The sequence below is a fragment of the Symbiobacterium ostreiconchae genome (assembly GCF_055396975.1).
Map to the genome: position 1 here is coordinate 838,572 of NZ_AP042454.1, position 16,270 is coordinate 854,841.

General features: G+C 62.8%; 25 protein-coding genes. 1 reads left to right on the forward strand and 24 read right to left on the reverse strand.

What is annotated here, in order from left to right; genetic code table 11:
- Nucleotides 1-7: 7 nt before the first annotated feature.
- The 13 genes from ACZ5UM_RS04090 to ACZ5UM_RS04150 form a co-directional block, all read right to left on the reverse strand.
- Nucleotides 8-340 carry a phage tail assembly protein T gene (locus ACZ5UM_RS04090; protein WP_464847090.1) on the reverse strand — a complete coding sequence of 111 codons (333 nt, stop codon included), beginning with the start codon at nt 338-340 and terminating at the stop codon, nt 8-10.
- Between the two features lie 50 nt (nt 341-390).
- Nucleotides 391-756, reverse strand: a complete 366-nt coding sequence (locus ACZ5UM_RS04095; RefSeq protein ID WP_464847091.1) for a hypothetical protein — start codon at nt 754-756, stop codon at nt 391-393.
- 16 nt (nt 757-772) lie between these two features.
- Nucleotides 773-1,198, reverse strand: coding sequence for a phage tail tube protein (locus ACZ5UM_RS04100; protein ID WP_464847092.1), 426 nt, complete (start codon nt 1,196-1,198; stop codon nt 773-775).
- Nucleotides 1,199-1,201: 3 nt separating this feature from the next.
- A complete protein-coding gene (gene gp17 / locus ACZ5UM_RS04105; protein WP_464847093.1) occupies nt 1,202-1,597 on the reverse strand; it encodes a tail completion protein gp17 in 396 nt (131 codons plus the stop codon).
- Entirely contained in the window at nt 1,594-2,091 is a 498-nt protein-coding gene (locus ACZ5UM_RS04110; protein WP_464847094.1) for an HK97-gp10 family putative phage morphogenesis protein, read from the reverse strand. The genes gp17 and ACZ5UM_RS04110 overlap by 4 nt, the downstream gene beginning before the upstream one ends.
- On the reverse strand, nt 2,058-2,411 hold the full coding sequence (locus ACZ5UM_RS04115) for a phage head closure protein (RefSeq protein ID WP_464847095.1): 354 nt from the start codon (nt 2,409-2,411) through the stop codon (nt 2,058-2,060). The genes ACZ5UM_RS04110 and ACZ5UM_RS04115 overlap by 34 nt, the downstream gene beginning before the upstream one ends.
- A gap of 256 nt (nt 2,412-2,667) precedes the next feature.
- The gene (locus ACZ5UM_RS04120; RefSeq protein ID WP_464847096.1) at nt 2,668-3,012 is read right to left on the reverse strand and encodes a head-tail connector protein; all 345 of its coding nucleotides are present in this window, start codon (nt 3,010-3,012) and stop codon (nt 2,668-2,670) included.
- 13 nt (nt 3,013-3,025) lie between these two features.
- A complete protein-coding gene (locus ACZ5UM_RS04125) occupies nt 3,026-4,171 on the reverse strand; it encodes a phage major capsid protein (protein ID WP_464847097.1) in 1,146 nt (381 codons plus the stop codon).
- A gap of 3 nt (nt 4,172-4,174) precedes the next feature.
- Nucleotides 4,175-4,915, reverse strand: a complete 741-nt coding sequence (locus tag ACZ5UM_RS04130; protein ID WP_464847098.1) for a head maturation protease, ClpP-related — start codon at nt 4,913-4,915, stop codon at nt 4,175-4,177.
- Nucleotides 4,916-6,181 carry a phage portal protein gene (locus ACZ5UM_RS04135; protein ID WP_464847099.1) on the reverse strand — a complete coding sequence of 422 codons (1,266 nt, stop codon included), beginning with the start codon at nt 6,179-6,181 and terminating at the stop codon, nt 4,916-4,918.
- A complete protein-coding gene (locus ACZ5UM_RS04140) occupies nt 6,182-7,921 on the reverse strand; it encodes a terminase large subunit (protein WP_464847100.1) in 1,740 nt (579 codons plus the stop codon).
- Entirely contained in the window at nt 7,902-8,255 is a 354-nt protein-coding gene (locus ACZ5UM_RS04145) for a P27 family phage terminase small subunit (RefSeq protein WP_273381290.1), read from the reverse strand. Before ACZ5UM_RS04145 ends, ACZ5UM_RS04140 begins: the two co-directional genes overlap by 20 nt.
- Before the next feature lie 123 nt (nt 8,256-8,378).
- Nucleotides 8,379-9,482 (reverse strand): HNH endonuclease, encoded by a 1,104-nt coding sequence (locus ACZ5UM_RS04150; protein WP_464847101.1) that lies wholly within the window; start codon nt 9,480-9,482, stop codon nt 8,379-8,381.
- A gap of 170 nt (nt 9,483-9,652) precedes the next feature.
- Between ACZ5UM_RS04150 and ACZ5UM_RS04155 the strand changes: the two genes are divergently transcribed.
- The gene (locus ACZ5UM_RS04155; protein WP_464847102.1) at nt 9,653-10,075 is read left to right on the forward strand and encodes a hypothetical protein; all 423 of its coding nucleotides are present in this window, start codon (nt 9,653-9,655) and stop codon (nt 10,073-10,075) included.
- Between the two features lie 246 nt (nt 10,076-10,321).
- On the opposite strand, the gene ACZ5UM_RS04160 is transcribed toward ACZ5UM_RS04155, so the two are convergent.
- From ACZ5UM_RS04160 to ACZ5UM_RS04210, 11 genes are all read right to left on the reverse strand, one after another.
- Complete coding sequence (locus ACZ5UM_RS04160) at nt 10,322-10,564, reverse strand: hypothetical protein (RefSeq protein WP_464847103.1); 243 nt, start codon at nt 10,562-10,564, stop codon at nt 10,322-10,324.
- A 464-nt stretch (nt 10,565-11,028) separates the two neighbouring features.
- Complete coding sequence (locus ACZ5UM_RS04165) at nt 11,029-11,541, reverse strand: hypothetical protein (RefSeq protein ID WP_464847104.1); 513 nt, start codon at nt 11,539-11,541, stop codon at nt 11,029-11,031.
- A 137-nt stretch (nt 11,542-11,678) separates the two neighbouring features.
- Complete coding sequence (locus ACZ5UM_RS04170; protein ID WP_464847105.1) at nt 11,679-12,797, reverse strand: Fic family protein; 1,119 nt, start codon at nt 12,795-12,797, stop codon at nt 11,679-11,681.
- Nucleotides 12,798-13,032: 235 nt separating this feature from the next.
- A complete protein-coding gene (locus ACZ5UM_RS04175) occupies nt 13,033-13,359 on the reverse strand; it encodes a hypothetical protein (protein ID WP_464847106.1) in 327 nt (108 codons plus the stop codon).
- Between the two features lie 102 nt (nt 13,360-13,461).
- A complete protein-coding gene (locus ACZ5UM_RS04180; RefSeq protein ID WP_464847107.1) occupies nt 13,462-13,734 on the reverse strand; it encodes a LexA family protein in 273 nt (90 codons plus the stop codon).
- Nucleotides 13,715-14,053, reverse strand: a complete 339-nt coding sequence (locus tag ACZ5UM_RS04185) for a hypothetical protein (RefSeq protein WP_464847108.1) — start codon at nt 14,051-14,053, stop codon at nt 13,715-13,717. The genes ACZ5UM_RS04180 and ACZ5UM_RS04185 overlap by 20 nt, the downstream gene beginning before the upstream one ends.
- Nucleotides 14,050-14,658, reverse strand: a complete 609-nt coding sequence (locus ACZ5UM_RS04190; protein WP_464847109.1) for a hypothetical protein — start codon at nt 14,656-14,658, stop codon at nt 14,050-14,052. Before ACZ5UM_RS04190 ends, ACZ5UM_RS04185 begins: the two co-directional genes overlap by 4 nt.
- A complete protein-coding gene (locus ACZ5UM_RS04195; RefSeq protein WP_464847110.1) occupies nt 14,655-15,353 on the reverse strand; it encodes a hypothetical protein in 699 nt (232 codons plus the stop codon). The genes ACZ5UM_RS04190 and ACZ5UM_RS04195 overlap by 4 nt, the downstream gene beginning before the upstream one ends.
- Entirely contained in the window at nt 15,346-15,672 is a 327-nt protein-coding gene (locus tag ACZ5UM_RS04200; protein WP_464847111.1) for a MazG nucleotide pyrophosphohydrolase domain-containing protein, read from the reverse strand. Before ACZ5UM_RS04200 ends, ACZ5UM_RS04195 begins: the two co-directional genes overlap by 8 nt.
- Before the next feature lie 7 nt (nt 15,673-15,679).
- Nucleotides 15,680-15,931: a hypothetical protein gene (locus ACZ5UM_RS04205; RefSeq protein ID WP_464847112.1), complete on the reverse strand. Its 252-nt coding sequence runs from the start codon at nt 15,929-15,931 to the stop codon at nt 15,680-15,682.
- An 86-nt stretch (nt 15,932-16,017) separates the two neighbouring features.
- Nucleotides 16,018-16,257: a hypothetical protein gene (locus ACZ5UM_RS04210; protein ID WP_464847113.1), complete on the reverse strand. Its 240-nt coding sequence runs from the start codon at nt 16,255-16,257 to the stop codon at nt 16,018-16,020.
- Nucleotides 16,258-16,270 lie beyond the last annotated feature (13 nt).

Consider the following 16,270-nt stretch of genomic DNA (forward strand, 5'->3'; position numbering starts at 1 on the left):
ACCTCCCCTAATGCTCAGGCGGCCCCCCGGATGGGAGGCCGCCCTTCTGCGCGGCTTTCTGCGCTGCCTGGAACCGTGCATGGATCTGCCAGATGGCGAGGAGCATCTCCTCCTCAGTCTGCTCCCGGTCCTCGACCGAGGCCCGCCTGGGCATGAAGTCGGTCGGCTGGAATGGCTTGCTCTGCTTCTTGGGGTCCCGGTTGACGTTGGCGATGACCGAAGCGATCATGCCGGCCCGCCAGTCGTCCACTTCGGTTCCCCAGGGCTCCAGCTTGAAGTAGGCCATCCACTCAGAGAGCTCCCGGCTGTCGATGCGAGCCAGGAGCTCCCGAACAGTCATGCCCAGGGCCAGAGCCAGGCGGAAGTAGAACCGCCGCTCTGGCCGCTGGACTAGTTTTTTTCGAGCTCCTCCATGTCGGCCTGGGTCAGGCCGCTGAGGCGCTGCGCCACCTCGAAGACCCGGTTCAGGGCAGCGGCGCTCTTGCGACCCAGAAGTTCGGCGTCCTCATCGGAGAACAGCCGGTTGCCCTGCTCGTCCACGCAGCAGAGCGCCACCAGCTTGGCCCGGATGTTGGCGGTGTTCAGCCTGGGGCCGGCCTTCCCGCGCTGCTCCACGATTGAGGCCTCGAACCGGTCGCGCTCGGCGCCGGTGAGGGCCCGGACACGGACCTTGCCGCCCCACTCCGGGACGGCTACGTCCTCATAGGGCAGATCCTGCGCCTGCAGGATGGCTTCACGGGTCAGCAGCTTGCTCATGCTCTATCCCCTCTCCTTACGGGTTGCTGATCGGCTTCGGAGCGCTGGAGCCGGTGATCCGCAGCGTGACCTGGGCCTGGATGACCTCGGAGCCGCTGATCTCCTGGACAGCGAAGCTCCGCACGAACGCCTTGAACTCCCAGCCGAACGTGCCGCTGGGCAACACGATGCGGAAGTCCTTGGCCTCCTTGGACTCCTTGGCCTCGATGAGGGCCAGGTGCCCCTCGTTCTCCGGGTCGAAGTTCAGCGTCACGGTCGCCTCGCCGGGGTCGGTCAGGCCCAGCAGGAACTCCTTGTAGCCGTCACCGTCCAGTTCCTCGAGCTCGATCTCATCGGTCTCATCCTCAGGCGGCGTGATGGACCGCACGTGGGCGATCTGCTCCCACTCGCCGGTCTCGCCCTTCATGTAGAACCTGGTCTTAAAACCAGTCGAACGGGCCATGTGCTACCCCCCTATCTCGTTCTGGTCGTACTTGATGAGCACGTCCACGGGGACGTGGTAGATGGTGGCCTCGCCATCGTAGTCCTCGCGCTCGTAGACAACCTCGGCGTCCAACACCCCAGGCTGGGCACGGAACGTGTCCACGGCCGCCCGGATCTCGTCAGGCACTGCCTTGGCGTGGCCGTAGCTCGTCGCCCAACACGAGACCTGGATGCGGGCCTGCATGTAGGCCACGTCATCCAGGTCTCGCTGATCAAGGTTGCTGATCAGGTGCAGGGTGATGGCCGGTAGGGCAGAGTTGCCGGGGCGGGCGATCATGTAGATTCGGTTGCCCACGATACCCGAGAGGCCGGGATGGGCCAGCAGATGCGAGCGAAACAGGGTCTCGATCCTGGTCACAGTCCCAGCCTCCTCTGCAACTCCCGGGCCACCGCCCGCTCCGCTTCGTTTTTCGACTCGTCGTAGGCCGGCCGCATGAACGGATGAGGCGGAACCTGGCCGAGCTCCTGGGTCTCCCGCCGGATCGTCCGGCCCGCCGCGTTCTTGATCCGGTTGGTTACCCGGACGATGGCATGGCCGAACTCCACGAACGGGGCGTAGAAGTGGTGCTTGTCAGGCCCAATCTTGTAGATCACGGCATCATCATCCATGACCTCGCCCTCGACCACGATGGAGTCTGCCAGGTGCCCGATGGGCTGCCCCTTGTAGGTGGCGTCGCCCTCGCCCCTGGGGGCCTTCTCCTCCACCGCCCGCTTGATCACCTCGGCCCCGGGCTTCACCGCCTCCAAGAGGTGCTGCCGGCGCACCTGCGGGGGCAGCCGGTTGAGGTTGCGGAGGATCTCATCTGCCCCCGAGACCCTCACGGAGACTGGCTTTGCGCTGCGCCTTGCCACGGCAGCACCTCCCGGCAGATGAGTTCCAGCCACCGGCGTCGGCCGTCCCGATCCAGGGCCGCCCGGATCTCGAACAGCCTCCCGTCGTGCTGCACCCTCATCTGGGCGGTCACGTCCCGGCGGTACCGGATGGTAATGCGGTGATCTGCCTGGTCGACGAGTTGCTGGGCCTGCCAGTATTCGTTGCCGCGGAGGCCCTCCATACAGGCCCAGACGGTGGCGAGCGGCACCCACTGACCAGGGGCCGGGGCGCCCCACTCGTCCACACCGTCGGTCTGGTGCAGAATGGTCACGCGGTGACGGAGGTCGCCGATCCTCATTCGACCTCACCCGCGCCCTCGGCACCCCGCCCCCGTCGGGTCTTCCGCGGCCTGACTTGGTCATGCTCGGGGGATGGCAGAGCCTCGGGCGGTGGATCGGCCTGGTCCGGTGCTGCCTTAACCTCGACAGGGCGGATGAACCCCATGGAGACCAGCTGCCGGGCTCGCTCCTCGGTGGGCGATGCATAGGTGTCGCCAGGATCGTAGCGTCGGCCGCTGTCCAACTTGTCCCTGAACGATCGGATGACCTCGTACCTCACGCCGTCTCACCTCCCATCAGCGCCCGGCACTCCAGCTGCAGCTGCGGGATCCGGCTGGCAAACCCCAGGGAGAATACCTCGAGTCGCCCGCCGATGGCTTCCCGGTTCTCATACTTGGCGGCCACGTACTGCATGATTGCCAGCTTGTAGCTGTCCAGGTACCGCCGAATCCGCTCAGCCCGTTCAGGATCCTGCGACGAATCGGGCTCGGCAATCTCCAACACACCGGCGTCGGCCAGGTACCCCTTGGCGTCGTTGATGAGCAGGGCGAGGACATCATCGTCCTCGCCCCCGTCGATCCGCAGATACCGCCTGACCTGCTCCAGGAGACTCAGGGCCACGGAGCAGCCCCCCTTACACGGTCGGGACCACCTTGGCGAGGCGGAAGGCGGACTTCAGCAGAATGTGCTGGTCCATCCAGCCGGTGAGCACGAAGAGGTAGTCGCCGGAGTCGACGTCCTTGTCGCTGTCGTACACCAGCTCGCCGTCGTAGTTCAGGTGCACGTAGCTGAGATCGCCGACGATCGGCGTGACAGCGGCATCGGACCAGATCACGGGCTTGCCGATGATCTGCTCGGGCTGGGCCTGGTAGAGGGCCACGGAGCTGTTGGCCAGCTTCTGCAGGATCTTCACCCAGTCGGCGAACCGCATGACCACCCGGGCCCGCTCACGGAAGTCCTCGTGCAGGTCGGCGATGGCGTTGAGGATCGCCTCGTACAGGTCGGCGCCCTCGACCTCCTTGATGCCGACCTGGTAGAAGCTCATGTGCTTCTCCGCGTCGGGGCCGTTGACGGCGAACGTCACCTTCTTCTCCTTGGCGGCCAGGCCGGACCGCAGCGCATTCTCCACGTACTGCACCAGCGCAAGATCGGAGCCGTGCAGCACGGTGTCGGAGATGGCCGCCTTAACCTTGAACTTGTTCCGGCCGAAGGTGACCCGATCACCCTCGAGTTCGAGCTCCTTAGCGGTCTCCTCGTCGGTAATGAAGCCGTCATCGTCCAGGGTGTAGGCGATCTTCGGGATCTCCAGGCCCTTGATGTTGGTGATACGGATGGCGCCGCGCAGCGGGTTGGTGACGAACGGCTCATAGATGAGCTGCTCGCTCAGCGTGCTGGGCAGGAACTTGTCGCCGCCAGTGGTATTGGGGCTCGGAATGGCCCGCAGCACATTCCGCGCCTCGTCAGCGATCGGCCGGCCCTGAATCGTCGCCCGGATAAACTCGGCCTTGGCGGCGATCAGGCGCTCCTTATCGGTTGCCGCGGCGCCGATGGGATTGTCCCGGCGGATCCGCGCCTCCTGCTCGGCGACGGCCCGGTCATGGGCCTCCTTCAGCAGGTCGAACCGCTTCTGCAGGTCGGCCTTCTGGGACTCCAGCTTGTTGATCTCCTCCATCGCAACGGCGGGATTGGCGAGCTTCGAGACCAGCTCGTTCTCGACAGCCTGCAGCTGCTCGCCCACGGTGGCCAGCTTGGCCTTCAGATCGTACACCGTGCTCTTCATTACTCACAGCACCTCCAGAACAGACTTGATGCGCTCGATGTTCTGCTTGGCAGCGGCGATCCGCGCCTGGCGGTCGCTCTCGGTCAGCAGGGTCGGGGCCCGGGCAACCAGGGTCTCCGGGACGTGGCGGTAGTGCGACATGATCTGCTCGTCGATGCAGGCGGCCATCTCCTTTTCGGGCGCCACCACGTCGCACAGGCCGTAGTCGTAGCACTCCCGGGCGGTAAGCCAAGTCTCAGCGTTGAGCAGGTCGTCCAACTTCTCCCGGCTGAGCTTGTCGCCGGCTTTCTCCATGTAGGCCTCCACCAGCGAGACCCGGATCTTGTCCAGGTCGTCGGCTGCCTTTCGGAGTTCCGCAGCGTTCCCGGCTACGATGGTCCAGGGATTGTGGAGCATCATCATGGCGTTGCGCGGCATCGTCACGGTGCCGCCGGCCATGGCGATCACGGACGCGATGGAGGCGGCCAGCCCGTCGATGAAGACGTTGACTGCCGCCCGCTCACGGAACCTCCGCAGGATCGAGTAGATGGCCTGACCCTGGAACACGCTGCCTCCCGGCGAGTTGATGTACACGTTGAGGGTGTCGATGTCTCCCAGGGCTTCAAGGTCATCCTTGAAACTCTTGGCTGTGACGTCGGTGTCGTCCCACTTGTACGAGGTGATGGAGCCATAGATGTAGAGCTCTCCCACCTTTCCCCCGGTGCCCCCGGCCTGGGCCCGAAACTCCCAGAACTTGCGCTTCACCTATTCACCCCCTTCCGACTCCCCTGCACTCTGCGGCCCTAGCCGCTCGCCGATGGGTGACAGGTCACGGCTCATGAACAGCCGCTCCCCACCAGGCACCGGCGGCAGTTCCTCCCAGGCTCTGACCTCGTTGGGAGTGAACAGCCCGCTGCGGACGCCCTTGAAGTAGAAATCTCCGCGGGTCTTGATGTCCCCACGGAGAAGAGCGTTGACGTTGAACTTGAACGTGTAGCCTATCCGCCTCTGTCGCGGCGTCAGGAGCTTGCGGTTGAACTCCTGCTCGTACTGCCGGACGATGGGCACCAGGGTCAGCTGCACGAACTCCAACATGAGTTGCTCGTTGCTGGAGTAGTTCATACCCTCTGTCTCGCCCAGCATGTGTACGGGCAAGTTGTAGACCGTAGCTACCCGTCGGACGGTGATGCGCTCGGCCTCGAACACCTTGGTGTCGATGAACTCCCGCTTGATGGGGTCAATCGTTACACCGGCTTCCTGGATGATCACCCCTCCGTTCTCCCGGTAGAACTGGCGGAAGTTCTCCAGGATCTGCTTCTTCTTCTCCTCGGAGAGGTGCGTCGCCATCTTCAGAAGGAAACTGGCCTTGATGGCGCCGTCCATGGTGTCCAGGCTGAACTGCCGCACCTCGCTGTCGAACTCCATGGTGTTCTGGAGCACCTTTAGAGGGTTGATCCCTTCATGCCCTGAAGCATGGATGTGCTTCACGTGGATGATGTCCGAGTTGTGGACGTAGTACCGTCCCTTATCGCCCTGGATCTCGTACCAAAGCTCCTGCGTGGCCTGCTCGATGACAGGTGTGACCTTTGTCGGGTCCAGGATCCACAGAGCCCGGACCTGGAACCTGTCGTCATAGTCCTTGATGGCATACGCCTTCCCGTGGGTGTTCCGGTGCGTCTCCAGGGTGCGGATGAAATCGAAGCTGGTCATGTTCGGGTTCGGTTCGTTTGCCATCAGGTCTGCCAGCGGGGACCGGATGGGCTCATAGTCCCGGTAGAGCTTCAGCGGCAGGGATGCCATGGCGTTCGAAAGCAGCGAGATGGCCGCGAAGACGGTCTCGCTAGAGGCCAACTTGTCAGCCGTCATCGAAGCGAACACGTTCTTAGGCTCGAACCAGCGGGTGAAGTCCGACTTACCGCTGGAGGAGACCCATTCGCTCCTCTTTCCGGCCTCGGCCTTCACCTCCTGGCCGTTCTTGGTCTCTGCTTCGACAGCCCGGAACCAGCTTCGGAGGCTCGCCCAGAAGCCCACCTACTCACCCCCTTTCAGCAGCTTGGAGATCGACACGAACTCGATGGATCCACCAGGAGACGGCGTAGTCAGCATGTGCATGACCTCGGTGTGGGCGTTGAGGAGGGCCGCGAAGCCGTCGATCCGGCGATATTTTCCAATCTTCGTCGGCATCTTGTTTCGGTTGCGGTCCTCCACCAGCTTCACGTTGTTGATGTACCAGCGGAGCAGGCGGTTGTTGTTGTATACCACAGCTCCGTCCAGGAACAATTCCTGCAGGTGGTCGAGCGCCGGTCCGAGAGTGATGAAGCCCTGCCTCACCGGCTTCAACTCAAACCCATACCCGGTGAGCGCCTTCACCAACTCGAAGGCCTTGGCTGGGTCGTAGGCGATCTTGGTGATGGCAAACCGCTCGGCCTGCTTCACGAACCACTCATAGACGAGCTCGTGCCGGACGTAATCGCCCGGCACGATGGTGAGCAGGCCAGCCTCCTCGTACTCCCGGAATGGGATCTTCTCCTGGTCAAGTGCCACCTTGGCCTGGGGAACCCAGGAGTGCGAGATCACGGCCACCTTCCGCTCGCCCGGAATGGGGAACTCCAGGCAGGCGGCGGTGAAGTCCTGGGTGTCGGAAAGGTCAAACCCGCCTACGCATTCCAGACCCTCCAACTCCTCGATCGGGATCTCGCCGTTGTTGCGCTGGATAACCTCCCAGGGGAGCCAGGACTCCTCGCCGGCCTTCACAAAAACGTTCAGCCTCTTCGTGATGAAGTCGCTGCGCTCCGCCGGGATCAACTTCGCCCGCTCCCACTCCTCGATCATGTCGTCCAACTGGAGCGACACACCGAGGTTAGGGTTGGCCTTGATCCAGGTTGCCGGATCCTCCACATCGTCCTCCGGGTCCAGCTCGGCCATGAAGAAGAACAACCGCTCATTCGTGATGGCGCCACTCAGGATGTCGGCGCCCAGCTCATAGTAGTCCATGAGCGGCCCGTCCAGGACCGTGCCGGCCGTCGTGATGTAGAGGATCAGGGGTTGCTGCCTGGCGCCCCGGCTGTTCTTGATGACGTTGATCAGCTTGTAGTCCCGGTACTCATGGATCTCGTCGAAAATCGCCAGGTGGGTGTTCAGGCCGTCCAGGCGCTCGGAATCCGAGGCTTGGGGCTCAATCTTGGATAGGGTCTTGTCAAAGAAGATCGCATCCCGGGTCACCCGGAAGTGCTTCGCGAGGGCAGGCGACTGCTGCACCATGGCCTTGCACTCGTCGAACTGGAGCCGGGCCTGTTTCATCGAGTTGGCGAGCTGATACACCCGGGCGCCGCGCTCTCCGTCTTTCGATGCTCCGTAGAGGCTCAGGCCGCTGACCTTCGTCGTCTTGCCGTTCTTGCGGCCAACAAAGATGAGCCCCTCTCGAAACCTGCGGAGCCCCGTGTCCTTGTGCACCCACCCGTAGAGCGAACCGATGATGAAGTGCTGCCACGGCTGCAGGACCAACTGCCGATAGTTGCCCTGGCTGGGCCGGCAGAACTGCTCCATGAACCGGATCGGCCGGTGACCCTTCTCCTCGTCAAACACCCACGGGAACTCCGTCGTCCCCTGCCTCTTCAGGTCGTTGAGGTGCCGTTCGCAGGCCTGCCTGACCTTCTGGGAGGCCACAATCTTGCCGGCAACAACCTGCTGAGCGTACCAGGTGGTCAGCAGCTTCGGGCTCGGGGCGGTGAGAGGGAGGGTGATCTTGGTCTTAGAACTCCTCGAACTCATCGACGGTCACCGCCTCGGTGACCCGCTTGTTCGAGGCGGGGGTGAGCTTCAGTTCCGCCTGGAGCTTCCGCTGCTGCTCCACGATCTTCAACACGGCGTCGACGCTCTTGTTCTGCCGGTACATGGTCTGCGACCCGTTCTGGAACAGCTCCACGACGCCGCGCTCCTTGATGTCGTCCAGGTGCTGGTACTTCAGCTGCTCCAAGAGGACCATGTTGTCCACCAGCAGGATCGTCTGGTCGTTGAGGTTGCCGGACTCTTCCAGTTCCTTGACCAGGAGCTTGAACAGGTCCTTGGCCTGCTTCCGCTTGATCACCGGCTTTGGCTTGTACATCGCTACACCCCCCCTCGCGTGGAAAACTTCCCGCGGTGTGAAGGCGGGCCGGCGGCCGGTCTCCGGTGCTTTCTGCCTTCAGTTTCCAGGCAGGGGGGGGGATCCCTGCGCTCCCTCGCCCCCCTACACCACCTCTGGGTTCGCCTGAACGGCCATGATTCGGGCCCTCCGCTTGACCGCCACCCTTGGTGCCCGCCCCTTTTCCGGGTGCTCTTTGTTGTGACATGCAAGGCAGGTCGATTCGAGGTTGTCCAGCACCAGTGCCAGCTCAGGGTGCGTCTCTATCGGTTTGATGTGGTGTACGGCCACGGCCGGCGTGAGCCGCTCTCTGCGCAGGCATGGCTGGCATAGATAGTGGTCACGGACCAAGGCTGCCTCCCGAGCCTTCTGCCACGCTGCCGAGTTGTAGAACTGCCTCGCTTCCGGCGGTCTCCCTCGTCGCTTGGGCGGTGCTTCCTCGGAATATTCGCGCCACCAGCGGTATACGATTGGCTCCCACTGCGAGAGTTGATGTGCTCGCCTCTCGTCCTGTGCGATGCGACGCAGGCACTCCTCTGGCGGCACATCCAACATCACCGATTCTGCGTTCAACCGCTGGCGCAACCGCTCGCGGTCGGCCTTGTTGGCCAAAGATGAGATGACCCACACCTTCCGAACGCCATGCGGGTGATTCAGCCGCTCCAGAACCGCATCCCTGGCCGCCAGCGCGAACGGCAGGATCTCGCGCGGCGCCTCATACCACGGCTGGCCGGAGAGGGCAGACATAAGCGCGTCAAGGTCGAGAATGAGATCTCCGCGCTGGGCCCGTTCACGCACATAGGTGGTCTTACCGGAGCCGGGTGGGCCGCACACCAGAACAACTCGTGTGTCAGCCACCAGTACGTCCTCTCCTTTCTTTCCCGCCAGCCAGCGCCGGCCAAGGTTGTGCATTACTAGTCGTAGTGCCGGTCCGCGTCCGGGTTGCGCTGGCAGTTCTCGCGTACTGCCAAGATCGTCATTCCCCGGCCGCTTCGTCCATCGTGCCACAGCATGGTGCGTGCCATCAGCCAGCGTCAGCACTCCCCGGCGCAGGCACGGCTGGCAGAGGTAGTGGTCACGCTGCAGAGCGAGCAGGCACAGCCGCTTCCATGCCGCACTGTTGTAGAAGCGTCTGGCGTCCTTGTTGCACTTGTACCTGTCGTAGTAGCGGTCGGCATCGGAGCTACGCACAGTCGCCGCTGGCTGCACACACCCAGACCTCCGCAACGCGGTCCACTGCCCGGGCAAATCGTTCCTAACTAACCTGTGGAACACCCGTACCAATCGCCGGCTCGCCGGTCGCGTGCATAAAAGGAACTCCCCCAGAGGCGTAGAATTTGACTGTTAAGACTTATCCAAAGATGATTGGGGGAAGTTCCATGAAGCTCGCTGAATGGCTGCTCAACATGGGGCTGGTTCACTGGCCTCCGGCACGAGTGTCAGACGTGGACGTTGATCTCCCCAACGATTTTCACTACCTCGCAACCATCGACCAAGAACCGATTCGGGTATACATTCTGCTTGCAGACGCTTTGCTGCTGGTGGACATCGCGCTGGTAAGAGACGGAGAGTTGATCCAGAAGGAGACTGTGGAGGTTCGACGGCTCCCACTCAGCCGCCTTGTTCGCGTCGACCGTACATACGAAATGGTTCCCGATCAGCATTACCTTACCGGGTTCAGAGTCACCCCGTCCCTGACGCTTCACTTCGAGGGCTTCGGCGCGGTGGAGATCCGCAGATCCAGAGACCAGGTGTCGGCAAACCCGCAGGCGTTCTTCGAAGCCATAGCACGGCTCGGCTAAGCGATTCTAAACATGCACCCCGTGCCCAGCATGGGGTGTGTTTCATCTGTAAGGATGTCCCGCCTATACTTCCTTATCCCGCGAGCCGACGCTCGAATGCCCTGCGCTGCTGCCGGGTGATCTCTCCTCGATTCCTGCTGAACCACCGCGCCAGGCGGTATGACTCGATCAGGCCGCAGCCGCTCCTCCTCGCGATGCTCCAGGCCCACCAGAACCGCTGCCACCTCGACACAACCTCATCCCTCCTTACTCGCTCGGCCTGATCATCGGGAACCCCTCACCCTCGCCCATGTCGGCCCACATATCCAGGAGCATCTGCTCCTCGTCCGGCGTGGGCTCCACCAGTCTGTAATAGGCGACGGTGTTCTCCTCGTCGTCGGCCGTGAACACGGCGAAGTTTCCCAAGGGTGTGGAGACGACGTGGCTGAACCGCATCTCCATGAGGCCCTTGTACGTATCGACCAGCACCGTCTGCAACGGATGCGCCATGCGTTCTCCCCCTTCTATCTCCTGGGCCGCGGCGGGGAGCCGGAGGCAGGATGTCTGCCCCCGGCTGTCCTCCGCCGATGTCGTAGAGCTCGGGCGTCCGGCCGTTTACGGAGGCCCGACAGGTTACGGCCCATAGCTGACGTACCTCGGATAACAGCGAGAGCCGCTTCCTGGCTCACCAGGCGCGGCCCGAACAAGTTCCGCCCTCTGCGGTTGACCGTCTCGACGGTCCAGCCCTCAGCAGTGCGCCGCACGATGTAGGCGCCGTCCTCCGTGCGTCTGACCCATCGCATGGCCGCGTCACCTCCCGCTAAACGGGTGCCCCGCCGACCTGCTGGCTGGCCGGCGGGGCTCTGCCGAAGGAGGAAAGGGAGAGGAGAATGGGCCTGACGGATCTGCGGCCGGGCGAGGAGGGAACCCGGGATGTCTCCCGACATCCCACGGTAACAGCGTAACACGGTTTCTCAGGGGTGGCCTGCCACGATTCTGCCAGGATTCTGCCACGATCCTGCCAAAATCGCCTCACCGTGCAGGGCCAGGCCGATGTAGAGCAGCCCCTCATTCCGGGCCCGATACGCCTCCCGCTCGCTGACGGCCAGGCGCCGGGCCAGGCCGATCATGGTGTACTCCCGCGCCGAGCGCGGCAGGAGGTACAGGTGCCGGAGGATCTCCCGCTGGATCTCCGAGAGATCCTCCAGGGCCCTGTCGACCGTCGTGATCCAGGCAGCCAGCTCCGCCATCTCCTGCTGAATCGACTCCATCCGCTCGACGGCCCGAAGGGTTGGATTACTCGGCCCAGGATTGCGGCCGGCACCCTCGGAGGGCATCGGAGACTCCAGCGGCACCTGCTGGTAGCGGAGACGCAGGTACTCGTAACGCCGGCGTCGGTGCTGATACTGGCGCAACTCCTGTGCGATCTCCTCCAGCACCTTCCGCTCCACCAGGTACTCTCCTACCCGAATGCGGTCGCTGCTCATCGTCTGCGCCCTCCTCTCTCGATGGTCCCCGAACGTCGCCAGCCCTTTCTCGGCGCGCCTGAAAACCTCCTGCAAAAATCGAGGCACCGAACGCCGTTTGCAAGCGTTCGGTGCCAGTTCCCAAGGGAAAGCAGACATCATGTATATTGGTTCATCAACTCGAGGTTGGCCTGCAGTCTGCCATTCCGAATCACAACCAGTTCCTGCTTCTCGAGGTTCGCGAGGTCCCGCTGAAGTGTCTTCAGGCTCTTCCCTTCGTAAAGCCCCCGGGATAAGTGGTACGTTCGGTTTTTCCACGCTTCAACCGGTACCCCCTCTGGCTCGTAGAAGGTCAGGTGCTCGACGATGGCCACGCCACGGCCGTTTATATCGCCTAGAGCAAGCTTCTCTAGGTACAGATCACGGAACATCACCCGCCTGACGTACTCCAAGATCTCATCTTGAACGGATTGCAGTTCCTCCACGAAGCCTCTAAGCGCAAACGCAACGAACTCGGTGAGATCCCCGTTGTGCTTGAACCGGGCCTCCTGCAATTTTTCGATGTATTGAGCTCGATTCTTATAGAAGTAATTTGCAAGGGAGTAAAACCCCCTGACGTTGTAACCGCCGTGATACAGAATGTACGCCTCGATGGCACGCGAAGTCCTACCATTACCATCCCCAAAAGGATGAATGGTAATCAGGTAAAAGTGGGCAACGATAGCGCGTACCAGCGGTTTGTATCCCTCGATCACCTCTCTGGAGTTAATCAGTGCGACGAACTTGCGCATGAGTTCTGGGATTTCGTGGTGGTCGGGAGGATAGAACTCGCCAACTGCTACTGGATGCTTCCTATACTCACCAGGGATGTTGTCTCTATAGTTGCAACCTTCGGTGGTAATTCGGTGAATCGTACGGATCAAATCCTCGGTGATAATCCCATCTCGGTTGTGTTTGACGTGTTCAACGATGAAATGGTGCACTCCCTGAGCGTTGATGACCTCTTGCTGCTCGACAGAAACAGCTCCCGATTCGCGATTGGCCGAGTCGGACAGCACCGACTTGATCTCATCCTCACTCAACGAGTTTCCTTCTATGCCGGTCGTACCTCTGATCTGACGGATAATATTGATGCTGTCAATCTTCTCTCGCATGCTAGGCGGGAGAGGTATCTTGAGGACGGATCGTTTGAACGCCTCAATCTCAACGATGAGCTCTACGATCTCTGGGGAGCGCAAGTTGATGTACGGTTCAAAGTTGATGTCCCACCTTGCCATGCGGTGTCCCTCCAAATGTCCCGTCGATAGATCCAGTTCTGTGGGATACATTATGCCCTTTTTCCCGCATGATAGCAAACAGGATGTTCACTCATATGTCTCGGATTTTGTCCGAGATCTTGTCCAAGAGATGTGTAAGACATCGCACGCGCGCGAAAGCTTGCGTTTTGGTCGGTAGACCCCGTCTCTCTAGAACTTGAGAGACGGGGTCCTAACCCACGGCAAGTAGTTGACCTCAACACCCTGTCTCCAACCGCTCCCGCTCCGTCGCCATGCAGGCCTCCTCCACGGCCACAACCAGTCCGGACTGCAGGTGGGTCGGGTCTACGTCTGCCATGTCTCCACGGCGTAGGTCCAACTCGTACGGCATAGACCTCCAGCCCCGGCTGTGGCTTAGAAAGCTGACCCCGATCACCATCATACGGTCGGGCTGTCCGGTCGACGGCCGGCCTGTGATCAGGCCGACCCAGCGCATGGCACCGCCCGACATCTCCCACCGACCGGCCGGGTACTCCGCCGCCGCTGTCTCGGCCAACAGGTCCTCCACCGTCAACTGCCGCATCGCACCATCCGCTCCTCCCATGCCTCCACCATGTCCGGCCGAGGCCTCCACCACTTCCGTTGTCGCCGGCACTGAGCCGTCGTCACCGTGAACCGCCGGTTCTCAGGGTGGGTGCAGACCACCTCTCCCGAGCGGCCGCACGGGCGAGCGAAGGTGCACGTGCCGCAGATCCTCTCCATGGTCGACCTCCTCTCGCTCCTTGACCGTGCGGTAGCCGGACCTCCTGGAGGCCCGACGGATGAGGCCAGCCTCCAGGAGAGCCCTCAGGTGCATGTGCACCGTCGCCGTGCTGTGCAGTCCCGCCCGGGCTGCAATCTCCCGAGTGGAGGGACCGTACCCCAGTTCATCCTCCAGCTCACGGATCGCCTCGTACACCCGCTGCTGCGCCGGTGTCGTGACGGCTCACCTCCTCAATCAGGCGGCGGATTCCAGTCTCGTAGTGGTCCACCAAGCGGCGGAGGCGCCTGTTCTCCTCGATGAGCGGATCGGGAGAGGTCTCGCCATCGAGCGCAGCCTGGATATCCTGCGCCAGCTCCCGCCAGTCGCAGCAGTGCCAGCAGGGATCGGGGTCCTCATGGTCGCCGCATGCCTCGTGCAGAGCGCCGGTGAGGGCCCGCTCCAGGAGAGCCCGGTAGGCGGCATTCTTACGCCGCAGAGAGTCGATCAGGGCCTCCTCGGCGTAGCTGGGTGTCATGGCTGTTCACCTCGCAGCAGCTGTTCTGCGTGCTCCCATGCGTCCTCCCACTCCGTCATCGTTGGCTGACCACCGTCCTTGCTTACGCCGTGGTTGAGGTGGACTAACCAGCCCAACGCCTCTCTCAGCCTGCGGTTCTCCTCCTCCAGCCGGGCCGCTTTCCGAAGCGCCCGGCCGAGAAGCACACGCACCTCGAAGGTGTTGTTCGTCACGCACCTGCAACCGCCGTTGGTCGCCATGCCGAGCGGCTTCTTCACGATGCAGGAGTGATCGCCACAGCCGCGCAGGCCCTCTCGGATGTCGTCCGTGCCACACTCGATCTCGTTCAGCAGGTGCCGCAGGGCTCTGACCTCCTCCTCCCTCTCACGGAGGAGGGAGAGCAACCAGGGTACGTCATCGCGGGCATGGGCGATGAACTGAGCGTCATCCTCCCCGAAGAAGCTGTAGTCGCCCTCCTCCACCCACTCCGGACCGGTCAAGGAGTACACATCACGCCCACATGCGGTCTCTTCCGCAGTTGCCTCGCAGACCGCCCGCCACGGTCCCGGTGTTGCCTTGCTCACCCGCTCCTCGATCTCCCGCAGCCTCTGCTCCACCTCGTTCACACATGCCCACCTCCCATCTGCTGGCCGGGCTCGTAGCAGTCCTCGCGCAGCCGGCGGGGTTCCTGGTCGCCGGTCTCCCACCAGCCCCCGTGCTGCTGGAGGCGGGAGAGGATAGCCCAGGCCTTCAGCTTCTTGGTGCTGGCTGTCTCCCGCACGGCCGCGGTTGGATGGTCCTCGTACTCGGCGCAGTGATCGGTGTAGACGCTCAGCGCCTCGCATACGATCTGCCGCTCCTCATCCGTCAGGGTGACGGTATATCTGCTGGGCGGCTCGGTCTGCGCCCCGCTCTGCGGGAGGCGGGAGAGCCACTCGATGAAACTGCCCAGCTTGCTCTCCATCTTGGCAGTTGTCTGCGACAGAGCGGACAGATCTTTCAGTTCTTCGTCGAGCTGATCGTTGTCGAGCTTCCTCCGCTCCGAGAGCACCATCTCAGCCGTGGCCCGGATCAGGGCTGGAAGCCGCTTGCGGAGCTCCTCCACCGGCACCACCACTACCCCGGCCTCCAGAACTTCGGTGGGAACGCCGTCCACCGCATTCAGGGCGGCAGCTACCCACCGAGCGTCGTCATCGCAGTGCGGCCCTTCCACCGCGATTACGGTCGCATCATCGGCCCTGGACTTGCAGATGTGGCGTTCCGGCTCCCCGGTGAAGGGGTTGGTCCACCGATCATCTAGCACCCGCCATCGCTCAGTCATAGCCGGTTATCCTCCTCTCGATCTTGCCGATCACCCGCTGCGCCGCCCGCTCCAGGCTGGCGCCCGTCGCCAGTGCCAACCGGGCCAACAGGAATAGGCAATCGCCTAGCTCGTCCTCCACGTACTCGATGCTCCCCGCTGCCTCCCCGGGATGCCCCAGCCGGGGGCCTGCCAGCAGGCGTACTGCCTGGGCAAGCTCCCCGCATTCCTCCGCCAGCCGGGCGATGAGGCAGTCGGCCAGGTGGGGGTTGTCTCTGTCCTCCGGCCAGGCCGGGTCCGCCAGGGAGGCGGTTGCCTGCTGCAAATCGGTGAGCATCATGCGGTCTTCACCTCTCGCCTGGCGTCCTGGTTATCTCCGGCTCCGGCTCGAGCCGGGATGCCATAGGAGCGTAATAGTCGACGATCTTCGATTTCCCGCCCCGCGGCACGGCCACGATGTAGCGGTCATTCCGGCTCGGCCTGAAGTCGAACTTCAGGCGTGAGGTCGGGATACCGCGGACATCTACATCGAAATACCGCCTGGGATGATGGCCGGCCGGCACGAAGGCAAGGACCTGGCCGGTCTTGGTCTTCTCCACGCCCCAGCTCTGGCTGGTCCATGAAACGGTCGTTCCTGGCGGTATCCGCCCAATCGGCCTATCCTGGCTCTGCCGTTCCTCAGTTCTCACGCCGTCCACACCTCCGGGTTCGGCCGCACCGTCGCCTCCCGGCCTTCTTGGGTGATCCGGTAGCGCCGGCCGTACCACCCGGAAAGCCGCTTCACGTACCCCAGGTCGGCCAGCTGCTCCAGCACCCGCTCGGCCTGCTCCAGCGGAATCCGGGCATCCTGCGCTACGCGATGAGCATAGACGTAGCGGCGTTCACAAAGCAGATCGAGCACCAGTTCCTCCAGCTCCGTGAGCATCTCAGCCGCTCCT